We start from the raw sequence: 17,539 nt of genomic DNA on the forward strand, positions 1-17,539 counted from the left end.
ATTGTGTACACTGGGAGGCATCAATGTATACAGCTACGGCCTGATGATAGATATAGGCGTGATATGCGCCTATATCCTGATGCTCCGCCGCCGCCATATATACAAGATCCCCGCCAACTGCATACTGGACATAGTCATCATTCTGACTGCCGCCGGCATGATAGGCGCCAGGCTGCTGTACGTAGCCCTGTATCATGACGAATTTCATTCTCTGAAGGACCTGTTTTCCGTGTGGAACGGAGGCCTCAGCTTTCACGGAGGCCTTTTGCTGGGTCTTTTGTGCGTGTGGCTGTATTGCAAATACAGGCGGCTGCGCTTTCTCACAGCCCTTGATATGCTGAGCCCGGCTCTGTGCGTGGCCTATGCCTACGGCCGTATAGGCTGCTTTCTAAACGGCTGCTGCTACGGCAAATTCTCCGATTCGTTCATAGCGTGCCCTATGCTCACCCACGAAGGGCTCAGGACCTGCATCCCCACTCAGCTCATATCCTCAGCCTGCGGCTTCGGGATATGCTGCATCCTCATAGCGCTGCAAAAGTATTTTACCCGGGAAGGTCAGCAGCTCTCCTGCTTTTTGGCTCTCTTCGGGCTGTACCGCTTTGTGGTGGAGTTCTTCAGATATTACCCCTCTGACGCCTACTTGGGCGCCTTGACCCAGGGCCAGTATATCAGCCTTGTGATGATCGCCGCCGGCATTACGGCAGGCGTGCTGCTCAACAAAAAAGGCAAGCCTCAGTAAGGCTTGCCTTTATTTTTTAGTCTGTCAGAAGCTGGTCCTGAAGTTCAGCATCACGTTCTCGGGCTGCAGATTGGTCTGCTGCACACCGTTCACCAAAGCAGTAGCCTTGCTGGCGGATATGCCCAGGAAACCGTCGGAGCTGATCTTGCGCTCATAAGACACGTTGTAGGAAAAATCTACCTCGTCTTCATCCATATTCCTTCTGTCGGTAGTGATACCGCCCTCTATGGTCCACTTGCCTTCCCGATCCTTTCTGGTACCGGAAAGACCGAACTTCAATACTTCCTCGCTCTTGGTCAGCTGATTGGCATTGTTCAGGTTGTTGAAGGTATATTTCAGCGTCAGGTCATTGTAGGCGTTCAGCTTGTGGGTCAGACCGAACTCCTTGGTCTTCACAGGGATAAAGGACTTCTGGTCGGTCCAGTTTCCGTCCACCTTGTTGTAGAGAGCGCTGAGCTTGTCATTCAGGGCATAGGACATATTGAGCCTGTCCGTATCGCCACGGACGCCGTTGGTCTGAGTGGTGGTATTGTCTTCATACTTCACACTGATTGGCGTACCGAATACCTTCTCGTTGACATAAGAGAGCTTTTCGTTCTCGATGTAGTAGGACTTGTGATTGGCCTCCAGGATATTGCTCCGTTCCATGAGGAACTTGCCGTTTAAAAGGTCGGCAGTGAAGCTGTAGCCTGCATCATACTTGTCATTGATAAGCTTGACCTTTTTGGTGTCATACTTATAATTGACGGCCATATCCTTCACGAATTTGTCCGAGAACAGCCTGGGCAGCTTGCCCGTGACAGTCAGATACTGCACGTCCGTATCGTTGCCGTCGCCTCCCAGCTTCTGATCCACCGAATAATTGACGGCGAAGTTGTCGTTGACGGAGTATATGACTCCGTACTTCAGCCTGTTCTCATCCTGAATGGTGTTGTAGTCGGTGACTCCGTAGCCAAAGGTAAGAGCTATCTTGTCGGTGATCTTCTGATGAGCATACAGGTCGTACTTGGTAAAGGCGCTGGCGCCGTGATCAAAGTCGTTGGACTGATAGTCCAGGTTCAATACGAACTTCTGGCTCTGATCGGACTTCAGGCTGACGTCCAGTATCTCCTGATCGATAGGTCTCCTGTTGCCGTCCAGATACGAATTGGTATAGTACTGACTGTAAAAGCTGATGTTCTTGAACTTGCCCAGATCCAGGATCTTGTTCATCCTGGCGATCTTGGTCTTGTTGTCCACAAAGTTCACGCCGCCGGCGCTCTCGGTGTAATCATTGGAGAACCAATAAGCGTTGAACTTGTCGTTGGGCTTGTAGGTGACGTCGTACAGCAGCTTGCCGATATCCTGATCGGTGACAGCCTTTTTGGCGTCCACCAGATAGGCGTTGACGTCCAGAGTCTGGTTGGTCTTGCCCATCTTGAGATTCAGGTCGTATTCGGTCCTCTTGAACCCCTTGTTTGCCTGCTGATTGGCTCTGTCGGCATCGTAGAGGTCCAATACTCTGGTAAAGGCATCGTCAAAGTCCATGTAGCGTCTGGCAAAAGACACCTTGGGCGAAGCGTAATTGAAATAATTCCGCTTGTACCCGGAGCCGGTGACGCTGTCATATATACTGTCGTCCGAATACCTGAAGTATCCCAGCTTGGTGGTGGTCTCCAGGCCGTACACGCTCCTGCGCATACCGTACTGGTTGTTGTAGCCGCCTATCTCCTGAGGAGTCAGAGCATACAGCCTCCTGAATTCGGAGTCTATGTCATCCTTGCGGTACCACAGCTTGTAGGTCTTGTTGTTGTAGCCCAGGTTGATCATATCCAGACCGGCATTGCCGGCGGACTTGTCCCTGATGGTGCTCTTTGCAAAGGTCAGGGCGCTGTCGGGGGACAGCACGTACTTGCTGTAGATGAGGGACCTGTCCAGCCCGGACATGTTGTTCCAGGAAGCCCTGTCCTGATCGGATACGCTGTTCATATCCGTATTATAGTCAAACATCTTCTTCACGTAGCCCGTCAGCCTGTTCTTCTCGTTGGCATCGAGAGCATACATGCGGTTGAAGTCGCCCTTGCTGGACACGGAAGCGTAGCCCATCTCCAGGTTCTTGTAGGCCAGATTGACCATGCTGGTGTCCAGAGAAGCGCCGTTTTGCCTCAGCTTGGACATATAGAAGGTCTGCCACAGAGGAGCCTCTGCGGTAGAAGTATTGTACTTCAGGCTCAGGCCCGTGCGCTTCATGCCGTCTTCCAGGGAATACTGCCCCTTGTCGCCCTCTCTCAGGCTGCCGTAACGCCCGAAGCCCTCGTCTATGCTCCTGGACAGATAGTCCAGCTGGAACTTGGCTCCTGCCAGACTCAGAGTCCTATTGGAGATATCCTTGCCGTTGTTGGATATCTTGTTGTCGGCATAGGCCAGATCGGCAAAATTGACGAACTTGTAGTTGAAAGCCATGGCGGTCCTATCAAGACCGGCCTCAGCCTTCATGGCGCCCTTGTCGGCCTCTCTCAGGCTGTCATAACGGGCGAAAGCGCCGCCGTAGCTGTTCTTGCTGTAGCTGAACTGCATGCGGTCGTTGTTGAAGCCTATGGCAGTGGATTCCACCTTGTCGTTGGCGTCCTTCACGGAGCTGTAGGCCATGGAAAGGCTGCCCAGGTTGTTGAAGCTGTAATTCAGACCCAGGTTGTTCCTCTTCAGACCCTTCTCTGCCAGCATCTGGCCCAGCAGAGAGCCGTCTATGCCGGAATTGGCGGCCAGATATGCATCTCCGGCAAAGGTGGAGTCGATCTCCTGATAGCCGGCGGTGATGGAGCCGCTCTTGCCCAGATTGAGGGTGAGATTGTGCACGTTGAAATCGCCGGATCTCTGAGCGTCGGTGTTATTGAGAGTGTTGTTGTAATAATAACTGTTGAAGCTCAGGATACCGCCAAGGCTGGACTTGATGTTGGTGCCATAGGTCATGTCGCCGGTCATGGCGTCGGTAGTGTTGAAGCCCAGAGCCATGCTCAGCGAGTTGTTGCCTCCGGAAAAATCCAGGAACGGAAGGGTGGCAGAGGTCACTGCGGCGCTCTTGGCGACACCGGGCTTGTAGTAGTAGTCCACGGATACGAAGTCGCCCTTCTCCAGCTTTTTGGAGAAGGTCAGCACCGAGGTGGCGTAGTCTATGGTGTACTCATATTTGGACTTGCTGAGGGGGACGCCGTTCAGATACACGTTTTCCGTATCTGCCAGAATGCCTCCCATTGCAAGATTGATGGTCGTGCCGTTGGCTTTTACGGTCAGGTATTCACGGTTGATCTTATAATCGTCCACGTCCGCATATGACGGAACGGCAGAAGCGAATACTCCTGCTATCACCAAAACCAATATTAAGCTGTTAAGAAGATTGCGCATCATGATGATCACACTCCTTAGACACTTTATTCATATATATTATATCACGATATATATGCAACAATCAACCCTTTGCACTATATTCTAATAATAATACGGATATCCCCGAAAAAAAGTTTCTCACAGCAGGGCTGTGATCCTGTTTTTTTCGTCCACCAGCACCGCTTTGCGCTCCACGGGCTCGTCCGTCAGGCAAAAGGCGCAGATGATCACCTTGTCGCCGACCCTGTTCTTCAGGGCTGCGGCGCCGTTGAGGCATATCATGCCGCTATTCGCAGGTCCCTCTATACAATAGGTCTCCAGCCTTTCTCCGTTGGAGACGTTCCACACGTGGACCAGCTCGCCGTCCCGGAGATCCGCGGCGTCCATGAGGGTCTTGTCAATGGTGATGCTGCCCACGTAATCCACGTCGCACTCCGTGATAGTGGCCCTGTGTATCTTGCTCTTGCATATATTCAGTAGTTTCATAGTAAAATCGCCCCTTTCAGGCCTCTATATGATTTTATCATGTCCGGGACGAAATGTAAAGCGGCGTCTGTCTTTTTTGCCGGGGGTATGGTATAATATATTTGCATCACTACAAACGGAGTCCGGAATGAGTTTTACCGAAAAGCTTGCAGGCATGAGTATAGTCAACGTGATATTTCTCAGCATTATACTCATCATCATCAGAGTCTTACTCAGGGATACCACCAATCCCGTATTGAAGCAGGTGGCCGAATTTGCCGAATCCCTTGCTTTTGCATTTCTGCTGGTATTTCTTATCATCAGGCCGTTTTTTATCCAGTCCTTCTACATCCCTTCCGCATCCATGAGGCCCGGACTTCTGGAGAACGACCACATAGTGGCCAACAAGTTCATCTATTTCTTCAAGGAGCCCTCCTTCGGCGACGTAGTCATCTTCAAGGCGCCCAACGAGGCGGTCATAGACAAGGCCTCCTACAAGCCGTACACCGTCCCCCGGGACAAATTCCGCAGGTTCATGGACGTGATCACCAACAAGGACACACGCCTGGACTTCATCAAGAGAGTCATCGGCGAGCCCGGCGACGAGGTCCGCATCACTCCCGGCTTCATACTCACAGCCAAGTCCTCCTATTATCCCGAGGGCGTCATATTTCACCGTGACCTCCGGGACCGGCTCTCGGTCTTTGCCAAGCCCGGCAGGGACGGCAAGATAAAGCTCACCAAAAGCGCCGTGCTGATGGACGGCGAAAAGCTGGACACCGACAAGGTCAAGGAAGCCCTGCGTCTGGGCAAGAACGACAGATTTGACATACATCCCGGCACCGTGTACCGCAACGGCAAGGCGCTGGACGAGCCCTACACCGCCGAGGATCCCGAGCTCCCCTATCCCATCACCGGCCTGAAGACCATCAAGCCAGAATGGATCGTCAAGAAAAAGGACGAGACCTGGGTAAAGGTGCCGGAGGGCAAATATCTGGTCATGGGAGACAACCGCAACGATTCCTTTGACGCCCGCTTCTGGGGCCTTCTGGACCGGGACAGCATCAAGGGCAAGGCTCTCTTCCTCTTTTGGCCTCTGAACCGCATCAAGCTGGTCAAATAGGAGCCCGTCGTGAAACTCTCGGACATAGCCTCTCTGGCCACCAGGCTCTTTTGCATATTTTCCTCCATCGAGGTCCTGAAGCAGCTGCTGGACACGGTGATATTCGTGGGATCCGTCAGACTGTCCTCTCTGCTTGCGCCCATCTGCCTGAATATTATAGAGCTCGCGCTTTTGGCAGTGCTCTTCAGATACAGCCTTGCTCTGGGCAAATTCATAGCCGGAGGCAAGTCGGAGCAGACCCTCTCCGACAGGCTGCTGGGGGCATACACGGCCAAGCTGGCCCTCTTTATCACCGGGATCATCATCATATATTCCAGCCTGATATCCGTGTTCAGACACGTTGCCAACAGCCTGACCGGCGAAATGCTCTATTCAGCCCATTCCGTGGCTTCTGCGGGCAGCACGGAGTTTTTCGCCGCGTTTATATTCATCGTTCTCGGCGCAGCCTTCATCTTTACGGCGGTCAAAACGGGCGGTGACAAATGAAGTCTTCCGCCTTTTACTCCATCCTCTGCGGCATCGGTTCGCTGATGGCCATCCACCAGCTGTTTTGCGTGGTGTGCCTGGTGTTCTCCGCCAACGAGACGGATTTTGTCAATCCCCTCATATGCGCCGCCGTTTATATGCTGCTGCTCATATTCGCAGGGCCCATCTCCCGGGCTGCCGCCGGGACAAAGCCCCGTCTGGATCCCGTGGCTTTTCTGTGCTCCTTCTGCGCCACCGCCTGCGTCTATATCTTCACCGGCAAGGTCCGGCAGATCATACTTATCGCCCGGCATGATTCCCTGGGACTTTCGGACCCCTGCATCAACACGGGCGTCGCAGTGTATGCCCTGATCATTTACTTCGTAGTTTTTCTCATTTTTCGCAAAATCCTCAAAAAGTAGATTGACACCCCCGCCTCCCGGTGGTATAATATAGTTTGTGAGTTTTTTTACGAAAAGACTTAACATATTTTCAAGGAGACGAAGATGTCAAACGACTACAATCCCTTCAAAGTAGCCCAGGCACAGCTTGACAAAGCCTGTGCAGCCTTAGGTCTGGATGAAGGCACCCACCAGATGCTCCGCAATCCTATGAGAGAATACCACTTCACCATTCCCGTCAAGATGGACGACGGCACGGTCAAGGTGTTCCAGGGATTCAGAGTTCAGTACAACGATGCGCGCGGTCCCAACAAGGGCGGAATCCGCTTCCATCCCTCCGAGACCATAGACACGGTCAGAGCGCTTGCCGCTTGGATGACCTGGAAGACCTCCGTCGTGGATATCCCTCTCGGCGGCGGCAAGGGCGGCGTCATCTGCAACCCCAAAGAGATGTCCGAGGGTGAGCTGGAGCGCCTGTCCCGCGGCTGGATGAGAGTCATGGCCTACAACCTGGGCAGCAAGAAAGATGTTCCCGCTCCCGACGTTTACACCACCGGCCAGATCATGTGCTGGATGATGGATGAATATGAGACTATCAAGGGTCATGCCGAGCCCGGCGTTATCACCGGCAAGCCCCTGGGCAACGGCGGTTCCGCAGGACGCGGCGACGCTACCGCCCGCGGCGGCGTGTACTGCGCCAGAGAAGCTGCCAAGAAGCTCGGTATCGATCTGAAGGGCGCCACCGTAGCCATCCAGGGCTTCGGCAACGCCGGCCAGTTTGCTGCCACTCTGATCGAAAGCATTTGCGGTTCCAAGGTCGTTGCAGCCTGCGACACCAAGGCCTCCATTTACAATCCCGACGGCATCGACGCTCAGGATCTGGTCAACTACAAGCTGGCCAACAAGTCCCTGAAGGGCTATCCCAAGGCCAAGGAGATCTCCCAGGCCGAGCTGCTGGCTCTGGACGTAGACGTTCTGATCCCCGCTGCTCTGGAGAACACCCTGACTGCGGACAACGCCGCTCAGGTCAAGGCCAAGATGATCCTCGAGCTGGCCAACGGTCCCACCACTCCCGAAGCTGACGTCATCCTGGACAAGAACGGCGTATTCGTAGTACCCGACTTCCTGTGCAACGCCGGCGGCGTGACCGTATCCTACTTCGAGAACGTTCAGAACGAGTACAACTACTACTGGACCGAAGAAGAGGTACAGGAGAAACTGGACCAGAAGATGACCGCTGCCTTCAACGCAGTGTATGACATGCACGTTGCCAAGAACGTGGACATGAGAGAAGCCGCATACCTGGTAGCCGTCAAGCGCGTAGCCGATGCTATGAAGCTCAGAGGCTGGGTGTGATCTCAGCGTAAATAACAGGGGCAATACTTCGCGTACTGCCCCTTTTTTTTAGAACTGAAACGGCATCCTGCCAGACCGTCTGTCCAGCAGATCTATGAGCTTGCGCAGATTGTCTGAGCCCAGAAGGATATAGTTCAGGGCCAATGAGCGGCCCCCTTCTCCCTTCGGCGGCTCAAGGCCCGAGAGACGGACCCCGTCATACCGGGTATAGGCTGTCAGACCGTAGGTCTTCTCTCCGCCCTTGTTCGTCACAACGACCGAGTCCTCCCGCAGCTCTATCTCTGAGAAAAACAGCGGGAAATAGCCGCGGATGCAGACTATATAAAAGGCCAGCCACAGGGCGAACACCACGGACATGAGTATCCTGACGGGCAGATTGGCCTCAGGGCGGCCAAAGCAGCCAAAGCATGCCAGCAGCATATACAAAAACTGCAGGCCGCAGGCCAGAAGCAACAGGTGCAGAGTGATGCCCAAAGCGGGCCTTCGGGGCAGACGGAATATCATAGGTCCCTCAACAAAACGAATTCAAATATATTATATCTTATTTACAACGGATTAGCAAACATGAAGACTATCACCATCAGGACAGACAAGAGGCAGCAGTTCGTGGACATCACCCGGGAGGTCAGACAGGCTGTGGCCGAGTCCGGCGTCAAAGAAGGCGTAGCCGTGGTATTCACCCCTCACACCACCGCCGGCGTCACCATCAACGAGAACGCCGACCCCGACGTACTGCGGGACCTCGCGCTCACCTATTCGTCGGTGTTCCCCGACAGAGCCGACTATCTCCACTGCGAAGGCAATTCCGACGCTCACATGAAGAGCTCGGTCACTGGCTGTCAGACCACTCTGATCATATCCGGAGGCTCGGTGGTGCTGGGAGTATGGCAAAACGTGTATTTTTGCGAGTTTGACGGACCCCGGACCCGCAAGGTGTACGTGCAGACGGCAGGCGACAAATGAAGGTCATCATCAGTGAGAACTCCGGCTTTTGCTTCGGAGTGGAGAGAGCCATGAAGCTCACCGCCGGCACCCTGAAGGACAATTCGGGCGTCCGCATCGCCACCTACGGTCCCCTGATACACAATCCTCAGGTAGTGTCCCTGCTGGAGGAAAAAGGGGCCAAGGTCATCCAAAAGACCGACACCGAGTTCAACACGGACATCCTCATCATGCCCTCCCACGGCGCTCCGAAGGAGATATACGCCAAATGCAGTGAAAAGGACATTCGCATAGTGGACGCCACCTGCCCCTTCGTCAAGGACGTGCACAACAAGGTCCGGGAGTTCATCAGGCAGAATATGTGCGTGGTGATCATAGGCGACGCCAATCACACGGAGATCAAGGGGGTAGTCAGCTGGGCCGACAACCAGTGTGTGGTGATAGGCTCCGAAAGCGATATAGACAAATACGATTTTTCCGATAAGGACGTGGGCATAGTCAGCCAGACCACCAACAGCGAAGAATACTTTGCCAACCTGGCCGACAGGATAGTCAAAAAGGCCAGGAGCGCCGTGGTCCAGAACACCATCTGCTCCGCCACCCGCAACAGACAGGACTCGGCCATAGCTCTCGCCAGAGAGACCGACGCCATGGTGGTCATAGGCGGCAAGAACTCAGCCAATACCAAAAGGCTGTATCAGCTGTGCAGAGAGGCCAATCCCAACACCTATCACATAGAGACCGCCGAAGAGCTGAAGAGCGAATGGTTTGACTCCTCGCATACGGTAGCCCTCACGGCAGGCGCCTCCACTCCCGCCTGGATAATATCGGAGGTGGCCGAAAAGCTCTCGGAGATGTAAAAAACAGCGCGGCTGTCGCCGCGCTTATTTTTTGTTAAAACGGGTTTTCCCCGGCATACAGACACTCCCTGGGATAGCTGATGTCCGTGACTCCCAGCAGCTTTACTGCCTCGAACAGGGTGGAGGCTGCGTGGTCAAAGGCTATGGCCGAGTGATGAGGATAGCCCTTCTCCACCAGCACGTTTCTGTAGAAGCGGCTCATGCCGGGAACGGCGATGACGCCGGTGCTGCCAAAGGTACGCGGCTCTATATCCAGCACGCTGCCCTGGGCTATATAGCTCATGAGACGGCTTTCGATGTCCCCCTGCAGTCTGAACAGGGTCACCTTGCCGGGCTTCAGCTTGCCCTCTATGGTCCCTCTGGTGATGTCGGGCTCCGTGTCGGGCTCCAGATTGTTCTTCATGATCTTCTGATACTTCATGGAATAGTTTTCCATGCACGAAGAACAGGTGTTGCCACAGTGGAAGCCCATAAACAGATCCCGGGCCCGGCAGCCGGCCAGATCCCTGCCCTCGGCCATATCGGGAGGGACGGTGTTGTTGATATCCAGTATGGTGGCAGGCTTCAGTGTAGCCAGCTGGCACATATACTCGGACAAAGCGCCGAACATATCCACTTCGCAGGCTACGGGTATCCCACGCATAGCCAGCCGGGAATTCACGTAGCAGGGCACAAAGCCAAAGAACTCCTCAAAGGAGGGCCAGCATTTGTTGGCAAACACGCCGAAGCTGCGGGTGCCCAGATTCTCTTCCATGAATTTGGTCAGAGCTATCTCAAATCTGGCCAGCCGTGACAGCACGCCCGGATAATTGTTGCCTGCTCCCAGCTCCGCTGCCATATCCTTTTCGATGGCGTCTGCCTCGGCAGTGGACACGTTGTTATAATAATACAGCAGATCCAGCTCGCTGTTTTCCATGACTTCGACGCCCAGCTTATACAGGGGGCCGATAGGCGCGTTGCAGGCATAAAAATCCTGAGGCCTGGGGCCAAAGCCGAATATCTTCAGGCCCCTGATGCCCAGCAACACTCTGGCTATGGGAACGAAGCCAAGGATCATATCGGCCACTTCGCCGGGAAGCCCCACGGGCTCCTTGGGGATGTAGGCCCTGACGCCTCTCAGCTTCAGATTGTAGGAAGCGTTCAGCAGTCCGCAAAAGGCGTCGCCTCTCAGGTCCTCCAGTCCGTCGGAGGTCTCCTCGGCAGCGGCGCAAAACATCACCGGGCCGTCAAACTCCCGGGCAAATATGGTCTCGGGGCCTTCCGGACCAAAGTTGCCCAGATATACCACAGCGCAATTGGCGCCGGCGGCTCTGGCTTCGTCAAGAGCCTTCAGGGTGTCGTCCTCGTGCTCTATGATGGTATTCAGGCGGCATATGTCAAACCCCTTCTCTCCGAGGGACCGGCATACTCCGTCAAGTCTGGACCGGGTAAGAGATTGGGCAAAGCAGTCTCTGCTCACTCCCACCACGCACATTTTTACATCGGGTGTGTTGATCATGATAGTATCTCCGCATACTATAAGGCTGCCGACGCAGTCGGCAGCCCATGGGTCAAAAGTCCACGTTCTCGATCCCCTTGACTTCGGGGACCACTTCGGTGATCACATTCTCGACAATGCTCTGCAGAGTCATTGCCGCGTGAGGACAGCCGTGGCAGGCTCCGTGGAGCTTGACCTTGACGATGTCGTCAACGACCTCCACAAATTCTATGTCACCGCCGTCCGCCTGCAGGTTGGGCCTGATGGCCTCGATGCATTCTTTTACTTTGCTGATAGCTTCCTCGGTCATGATAATCTCCTTATTTATCCTTGTGTTCCACAGGGCAGGCATGCTCCTCTTCGGGCAGGTCCAGCCCCTTGCCGGTAGTCTTTTCCAAATAATCGCTGATGGCCTTTTTGATGGCCTGCTCCGCCAGCACCGAGCAGTGCATTTTTACCTTGGGAAGCCCTCCCAGGGCCTCTGCCACTGCAGCATTGGTGAGGGTAAGAGCCTCGTCGATGGTCTTGCCCTTGATCATCTCGGTGGACATGGAGCTGGTGGCTATAGCGGCTCCGCAGCCAAAGGTCTTGAACTTCACGTCAGTGATGACTCCGTCCTCCACCTTGATGAACATCTTCATGATATCACCGCACACGGGATTGCCTACGGTGCCCACTCCGTCGGGGTCTTCTATCTCCCCCACGTTGCGGGGATTCATGAAGTGCTCCATGACTTTGTTTGAATATTTTTCAGGCATTTATCCTAACAGCTCCTTCGCAGTATCTGCCTCTTCCTTGATCTCCTCAAAGGATCTCATCATCTCGGTCCGGAGCCCGTCGTCTATGTCGAGCCCCTGAACGATCTCATATTTGCCGTCCCTGCACACCACGGGGAAGCCGTACACGTAGCCTTCGGGAATACCGTAGCTGCCGTCGGACATGACGCCCATGGTGACCCAGTCGCCTTCGGGGGTACCGAAGTACCAGTTTTTCATATGGCAAATGGCGGCATTGGCGGCAGAGCCTGCCGAGGATGCTCCCCGGAGCTCCAGTATCTCCTGACCCCTGGCCTTGACCCTGGGGATAAACTCATTGCTGACCCAGTCTCCGTCCACCACTCCGGACACCTTTTTTCCGTGGAATTCGCAGTTGGAAATATCGGGGACCTGACTCTTGGAATGATTGCCCCATATGGTCATCTTCTTGATGTCTCTGGGATGACAGCCTGCCTTGTGGGACAAAAGGCCTATGGCCCTGTTGTGGTCAAGGCGCAGCATGGCAGTAAAATTCTCTTTGGTCAGGTCCGGGGCGTTCTGAATGGCTATGTAGCAGTTGGTATTCACCGGATTGCCCACTACCAGCACCTTCACGTCCCGCTTGGCGTTGTCATTGATGGCCTTGCCCTGAGTCTTGAATATGGCGATATTGGCGCCCAGCAGATCCCTGCGCTCCATTCCCTGAGTCCGGGGGCGGGAGCCTACGAGAAACACGGCGTCGCTGTCTTTGAAGGCCTCGTCGGTATCGGTGGTGATGACTGTCTTTGCCAGGGTATCAAAAGCGCAGTCGTCCAGCTCATACTGGAGTCCGGTGAGCCTTTTGACAATGGCTTCCATATCGAGATCCAAAAGCCTCAGCTCCACGGAACGGTTTTTCCCGAAGAGCTCTCCGGCGGCTATTCTGAACGCAAGAGCATAACCTATCTGGCCGGCAGCGCCGGTGATCGTAACAACTAACGGTTTTGACATTTATAACACCCTAATCTTTCATGTTCATTGCCGAACGAACTTCTTTCATAGTCTCGGCGGCGGTGGCAGAAGCCTTTTCTGCGCCGTCGGCCAGAGCCTTCCGAACATAATCCATATTATCAGCCAGCTCGCTTCGACGCTCTCTGATAGGCCTCAGCCTTTCGTTCAAAATCTCGGCAAGCTGTTTCTTGCATTGCATACAGCCCATGTGCCCGGCAGCGCACTCGTTTCTGAGCTGCGCGTCATTGTCGGGCCTGTATATATTCAGCATAGCGCACACGGCGCAACCGTCGGGATGACCCGGATCGTCCTTTCTGATCTTCACGGGATCCGTGAACATGCTCCGCACCTTTTGCCAGGTAGTATCGGCGTCGTCGGACACGTATATGGCGTTGTCATAGCTCTTGCTCATCTTGCGGCCGTCCAGTCCGGGCATGGCGGGTATAGAGGTCATGAGGCCGGCGCATTCCGGAAACACGTCTCCGTAATGGACGTTGAACCTGCGTCCTATCTCCCTGCACAGCTCCAGATGGGGCAGCTGATCCCTGCCCACAGGCACCACGTCGGCCTTGTAGATCAGGATGTCGGCGCTCATGAGCACGGGATAGCCCATCAGACCATAGCTGGCCTGCTCGCCGCCCAGCACGTTGTCCTTTTTTTCCTTGAAGGTAGGGACCCGCTCCAGCCATGAGATAGGCGTGATCATACTCAGCAAAAGATGCAGCTCGGCGTGCTCCTTCACGTCCGACTGGACGAAAAAGGCGCACTTGTCCGGATCCAGCCCCGCTGCCAGCACGTCCAGAGCGACCTCCTCTCTGTAATCGGCTATGCGCTCGGTGTTGGCATACAGAGTGGTCAGAGAGTGCCAATCGGCTATGAACAGATAGCTGTCATATTCATCCTGATATTTGACCCAGTTGCTGATGGCTCCCTCCAGGTTGCCTATATGGGGAATGCCCGTAGGCTGCATTCCGGAGAGCATGCGTTTTTTGTGTGAACTCATTAATACTGTCCTTTCAAATCCCGACGAACAGACGGACCAGCATCTCCATGGGAATGGTGATGAGCACCTTCAGCGGGCTGTACAAAAAGCCGAGAAACGCTATGAACACTATGAGATAATACTTCTGCATAAATATCATATAGCGGTTGGCCGCATTGTAGCTCATAAAGCCCAGGAGCAGTCTGGAGCCGTCCAGCGGATATATAGGTATCAAGTTAAATATAGCCAGAGACACGTTTACAGAGACGAGAATGATAAAGAAGGCCAGCGCCGAATGGGGCAGGCTGTCGATACACAGCCGCACCAGCAGTCCGGCAGCAAAGGCGGTCAGCAGATTGGCTGTGATCCCCGCCGCGGACACCAGCATCTCGTCTCTGCGGGGATTCCGCAGGTTCTGGGTGTTCACCGGCACCGGCTTGCCCCAGGCGAGGCCAAAGCCGGCAAAGGCCATAAACACGAGAAATATGGCGCCCACCGCATCCAGATGCTTGGCAGGATTCAGAGTCAGCCTGCCTTGCAGCTTGGCGGTGCTGTCGCCGCACTTGTAAGCCACGTATGCGTGGGCAAACTCGTGAACGCTGAAGCCTATCAAAAGGGCTATGAGAAAATAGATGCCCCTTTGCAAAAAATTCATTTCCATATCAGATCACGTCGCACTTTACCAGGTCCTCGAGAGTCTCCCTTCTCGACACCAGCCTGGCGCTGCCGCCGCTGACAAACACCACGGCAGGCCGCATGAACCTGTTGTAATTGGACGCCATACTGTGGCCGTAGGCTCCCGTAGTCTGGACAGCCATTATGTCGCCCCACTCTGCCTTTTGCAGCAGGATGTCGGCAAACAGACAGTCTGTCTCGCAGTGTCTGCCGGACACGGTGCAGAGGGTGTCCTTGGGCCTGTCGGCCCGGTTTGCTATCATAGCGGTATATTTGGCATCATAAAGAGCCGGCCTGGGATTGTCGGAGAGACCTCCGTCCACCGGCACGTATATTCTGGAAAAAGGCTCCTCGGCCAGAGAGACCTGCTTGGGAAGACCCACCGTATAGAGGGTGGTCCCCGCCTCGGCGACTATGGAACGGCCGGGCTCCACCAGCAAATGAGGCAGAGGGACAGACCGGGAGGAAAAAGCCTTTTTGACTCCGTCTGTGACAATCGCGGCAAATGCTTCGATGGACAGAGGCTTGTCCTCCTCTGTATATCTCACTCCCAGACCGCCGCCCAGGTCCATATACTCCGGGGCTGCGCCGGTCTCCCCCAGGATAGCGGCGCAGAAGTCCGCCACTACGGGAGCGACCGCCCTGAAGGGCTCTGCATCCAGGAGCTGACTGCCTATATGACTGTGGATACCCTTGAAGACCAGGCTGTCCTTGGCAAGGACTTTCCTGATGGCCTCCATGGCTTCGCCCGACTTGATGTTGAAGCCGAACTTCGAGTCCTCCTGTCCGGTGGCTATCATGGTGTGGGTGTGAGGATTCACGCCGGGATTGCATCTGACCAGCACCTGAGTCTTTTTGCCGGCCTTGCGGGATTTTTCTGCCAACTGCTCGATCTCCATAAACGAATCGCATACGACCTTGACGCCATAACGGACTGCGTCGGAGAGCTCGGCCTCCGTCTTGAAATTGCCGTGGAGCAGGATCTTGACCGGCTCGCAGCCGGCCAGTATGGCCGTGTAGAGCTCTCCCTGCGAAGCGGCGTCCAGCCACATGCCTTCTTCCCTGACCAGACGGCACATACCCACCAGAGTAAAAGCCTTGCTGGCGTAGGCCACGTCGGCCTCGGGATATTCGGACTTGAAGGCCTGCACGTAGCGGCGGCAGTTGGACCGGAGCATGTCCTCATCCATGACGTAAAGAGGCGTACCGAACTCCCGGGCGAGCTCCACTGTATCGCACCCGTTTATTTCCAGATGACCCTTGCTGTTGATGGTCTGATTGTCAAAAAGCATATATATGTTTCCTCTTAGTCAGCCCGCGCGTTCAGGTCTGCGCGGAGTCTCCATGATCTATTCGTACAGTTTTTTGCTGATCTTGTATTCCTCGGGTATATCCACAGGATATTTGCCGTTGAGACAGGCGGCGCAGCAGGTATGCTCGGCGTCGCCGCCCACTGCCTTGAAGAGGCCCTCCATGGACAGATAGCCCAGACTGTCGGCGCCTATGTGCCTGCGTATCTCCTCCAGGCTCATCCTTGTGGCGATCAGCTCATCTCTGTTGCAGGTATCTATGCCGTAGAAGCAGGGATACAGATACATGGGACAGGCTATCCTGACGTGTACCTCTTTGGCTCCGGCGCCTCTTATAAGGTCGATGGTGGGGCCTATGGTGGTCCCTCTGACTATACTGTCGTCCACCATGACCACCTTTTTGCCTTCCAACAGCTCCTTGAGTGGGATCAGCTTCATCTTCACGGCGTTTTCTCTCATGCTCTGATGAGGTCTGATAAAGGTCCTGTGGATGTAGTGATTCTTGACGATGGCCTGCGCAAAGGGCACTCCGCTGGCTTCCGCCAGACCTACAGCCGCCTGCACGCCAGTATTGGGGATGGGAAACACCAGGTCGCAGCCGTCAATGGGACATTCCTTAGCCAGCTCCTCGCCCATCCTCTTTCTGGCCAGATGGACCGGTATGCCGTTCAGATTGCTGTCGGGACGGGCTATGTACACGTATTCAAATATACAGAGGGCGTTCCCCTGTTTGGGCTGCCCAGCCACAGAAGAAACACCTTGCTTGTTCAGGGTGACTATCTCGCCGGGCTCCAGCTCTCTGACCACGCTGCCGCCTATGGTGCTGAAGGAGCAGGACTCCGACGCGATGGCGGGAGTACCGTCGTCCAGCCTGCCCAGGGACAGAGGTCTGATACCCTTGGGGTCCTTGAAGCCGATGACTTCATTCTTGGTGAGCACCACGGCCGCGTAGGCTCCCTTCACCACGCCCATAGCCTGACTGATGGCTTCCTGTATGGTGGGCTTGTCGGAAAGAGATATGAGTCTGAGCAGCACCTCCGAATCAGAGGTGGTGTCAAAGTCTATGCCCTTGGTCTTCAGCATCTCCCGTATCTCTGCTGTATTGACCATATCGCCGTTGTGGGCCAGAGCTATCTCACCGTATCGGGTGTAGGCCACCATGGGCTGTATGTTTCTCTTGACGCTGGCTCCGGTGGCGGAATATCTGGTGTGACAGATGGCGGCGTAGCCCTTCAGCTCTCTCAGATTCTGCTCGGTAAAGATCTGATTGACCAGCCCCTGCTCTCTGTGCATGAATATCTCATGACCGTCTGTGGTAGCGATGCCGGCGCTCTCCTGTCCTCTGTGCTGCAGAGCAAAAATGCCGAAAAAGGCTATGCGCGATATTTCCTTTGCATCCCCGGGACCGAAAATGCCGAATATGCCGCACTCGTCGTTGACTTCATTTTTGATCTGGAAAGGATAGCTCATATTTCTTACCTCTGATATTACTGGGCAAACCCTCAAATCACCACTGTTCACCCATTATAAACTATACCATTTCATAGTAAATTATTCAAGAGATAAGGGCCTTGCCACAGGGCAAATCGGCAAAAAAGCCCCCCTGTCGCTGTCTTCTGTGGAAAAAGCGCCCCAA

The 17,539-nt window shown here is 54.6% G+C and carries 18 protein-coding genes; 7 read left to right on the forward strand and 11 right to left on the reverse strand.

Translation table 11 applies throughout. From position 1 onward, the window contains the following. Nucleotide 1 precedes the first annotated feature (1 nt). Nucleotides 2–739, forward strand: coding sequence for a prolipoprotein diacylglyceryl transferase (gene lgt, locus IK083_02325; GenBank protein MBR4748394.1), 738 nt, complete (start codon nt 2–4; stop codon nt 737–739). 24 nt (nt 740–763) lie between these two features. On the opposite strand, the gene IK083_02330 is transcribed toward lgt, so the two are convergent. After that, nucleotides 764–4,123: a hypothetical protein gene (locus IK083_02330; protein ID MBR4748395.1), complete on the reverse strand. Its 3,360-nt coding sequence runs from the start codon at nt 4,121–4,123 to the stop codon at nt 764–766. 117 nt (nt 4,124–4,240) lie between these two features. After that, entirely contained in the window at nt 4,241–4,588 is a 348-nt protein-coding gene (locus IK083_02335) for an aspartate 1-decarboxylase (protein ID MBR4748396.1), read from the reverse strand. Nucleotides 4,589–5,102: 514 nt separating this feature from the next. Here IK083_02335 and lepB point away from each other — a divergent pair. The 4 genes from lepB to IK083_02355 all read left to right on the forward strand — a co-directional run bounded on the left by lepB (nt 5,103) and on the right by IK083_02355 (nt 7,912). Further along, nucleotides 5,103–5,690 carry a signal peptidase I gene (gene lepB / locus IK083_02340; protein MBR4748397.1) on the forward strand — a complete coding sequence of 196 codons (588 nt, stop codon included), beginning with the start codon at nt 5,103–5,105 and terminating at the stop codon, nt 5,688–5,690. Between the two features lie 9 nt (nt 5,691–5,699). Continuing rightward, a complete protein-coding gene (locus IK083_02345; protein ID MBR4748398.1) occupies nt 5,700–6,176 on the forward strand; it encodes a hypothetical protein in 477 nt (158 codons plus the stop codon). Further along, nucleotides 6,173–6,577, forward strand: coding sequence for a hypothetical protein (locus IK083_02350; protein MBR4748399.1), 405 nt, complete (start codon nt 6,173–6,175; stop codon nt 6,575–6,577). The genes IK083_02345 and IK083_02350 overlap by 4 nt, the downstream gene beginning before the upstream one ends. Nucleotides 6,578–6,661: 84 nt before the next feature. Continuing rightward, the gene (locus IK083_02355) at nt 6,662–7,912 is read left to right on the forward strand and encodes a Glu/Leu/Phe/Val dehydrogenase (GenBank protein ID MBR4748400.1); all 1,251 of its coding nucleotides are present in this window, start codon (nt 6,662–6,664) and stop codon (nt 7,910–7,912) included. Between the two features lie 48 nt (nt 7,913–7,960). On the opposite strand, the gene IK083_02360 is transcribed toward IK083_02355, so the two are convergent. Then, a complete protein-coding gene (locus IK083_02360; GenBank protein MBR4748401.1) occupies nt 7,961–8,416 on the reverse strand; it encodes a hypothetical protein in 456 nt (151 codons plus the stop codon). A gap of 60 nt (nt 8,417–8,476) precedes the next feature. On the opposite strand from IK083_02360, the gene IK083_02365 reads away from it, so the two are divergent. Both IK083_02365 and ispH read left to right on the forward strand, forming a co-directional pair. After that, entirely contained in the window at nt 8,477–8,875 is a 399-nt protein-coding gene (locus IK083_02365; protein MBR4748402.1) for a secondary thiamine-phosphate synthase enzyme YjbQ, read from the forward strand. Continuing rightward, a complete protein-coding gene (gene ispH, locus IK083_02370; protein MBR4748403.1) occupies nt 8,872–9,714 on the forward strand; it encodes a 4-hydroxy-3-methylbut-2-enyl diphosphate reductase in 843 nt (280 codons plus the stop codon). The genes IK083_02365 and ispH overlap by 4 nt, the downstream gene beginning before the upstream one ends. 34 nt (nt 9,715–9,748) lie before the next feature. On the opposite strand, the gene IK083_02375 is transcribed toward ispH, so the two are convergent. Genes IK083_02375 through IK083_02410 form a run of 8 tightly spaced genes read right to left on the reverse strand, consistent with a single transcriptional unit; the run spans nt 9,749 to nt 17,373 of the window. Continuing rightward, a complete protein-coding gene (locus IK083_02375) occupies nt 9,749–11,212 on the reverse strand; it encodes a fucose isomerase (GenBank protein ID MBR4748404.1) in 1,464 nt (487 codons plus the stop codon). Between the two features lie 52 nt (nt 11,213–11,264). Next, a complete protein-coding gene (locus tag IK083_02380) occupies nt 11,265–11,501 on the reverse strand; it encodes a NifU family protein (GenBank protein ID MBR4748405.1) in 237 nt (78 codons plus the stop codon). Between the two features lie 10 nt (nt 11,502–11,511). After that, entirely contained in the window at nt 11,512–11,949 is a 438-nt protein-coding gene (nifU, locus tag IK083_02385) for a Fe-S cluster assembly scaffold protein NifU (protein ID MBR4748406.1), read from the reverse strand. Beyond that, nucleotides 11,950–12,936, reverse strand: coding sequence for a malate dehydrogenase (locus IK083_02390; GenBank protein ID MBR4748407.1), 987 nt, complete (start codon nt 12,934–12,936; stop codon nt 11,950–11,952). A gap of 10 nt (nt 12,937–12,946) precedes the next feature. After that, on the reverse strand, nt 12,947–13,939 hold the full coding sequence (gene trpS, locus IK083_02395; GenBank protein MBR4748408.1) for a tryptophan--tRNA ligase: 993 nt from the start codon (nt 13,937–13,939) through the stop codon (nt 12,947–12,949). Nucleotides 13,940–13,952: 13 nt separating this feature from the next. Next, on the reverse strand, nt 13,953–14,579 hold the full coding sequence (locus tag IK083_02400; GenBank protein ID MBR4748409.1) for a site-2 protease family protein: 627 nt from the start codon (nt 14,577–14,579) through the stop codon (nt 13,953–13,955). 1 nt (nt 14,580) lies between these two features. Then, complete coding sequence (lysA, locus tag IK083_02405) at nt 14,581–15,885, reverse strand: diaminopimelate decarboxylase (protein ID MBR4748410.1); 1,305 nt, start codon at nt 15,883–15,885, stop codon at nt 14,581–14,583. A gap of 57 nt (nt 15,886–15,942) precedes the next feature. Beyond that, on the reverse strand, nt 15,943–17,373 hold the full coding sequence (locus IK083_02410; GenBank protein ID MBR4748411.1) for an amidophosphoribosyltransferase: 1,431 nt from the start codon (nt 17,371–17,373) through the stop codon (nt 15,943–15,945). Nucleotides 17,374–17,539: the final 166 nt, after the last annotated feature.

The organism is Abditibacteriota bacterium (assembly GCA_017552965.1).
In the GTDB taxonomy this organism is placed as follows: domain Bacteria; phylum Armatimonadota; class UBA5829; order UBA5829; family UBA5829; genus RGIG7931.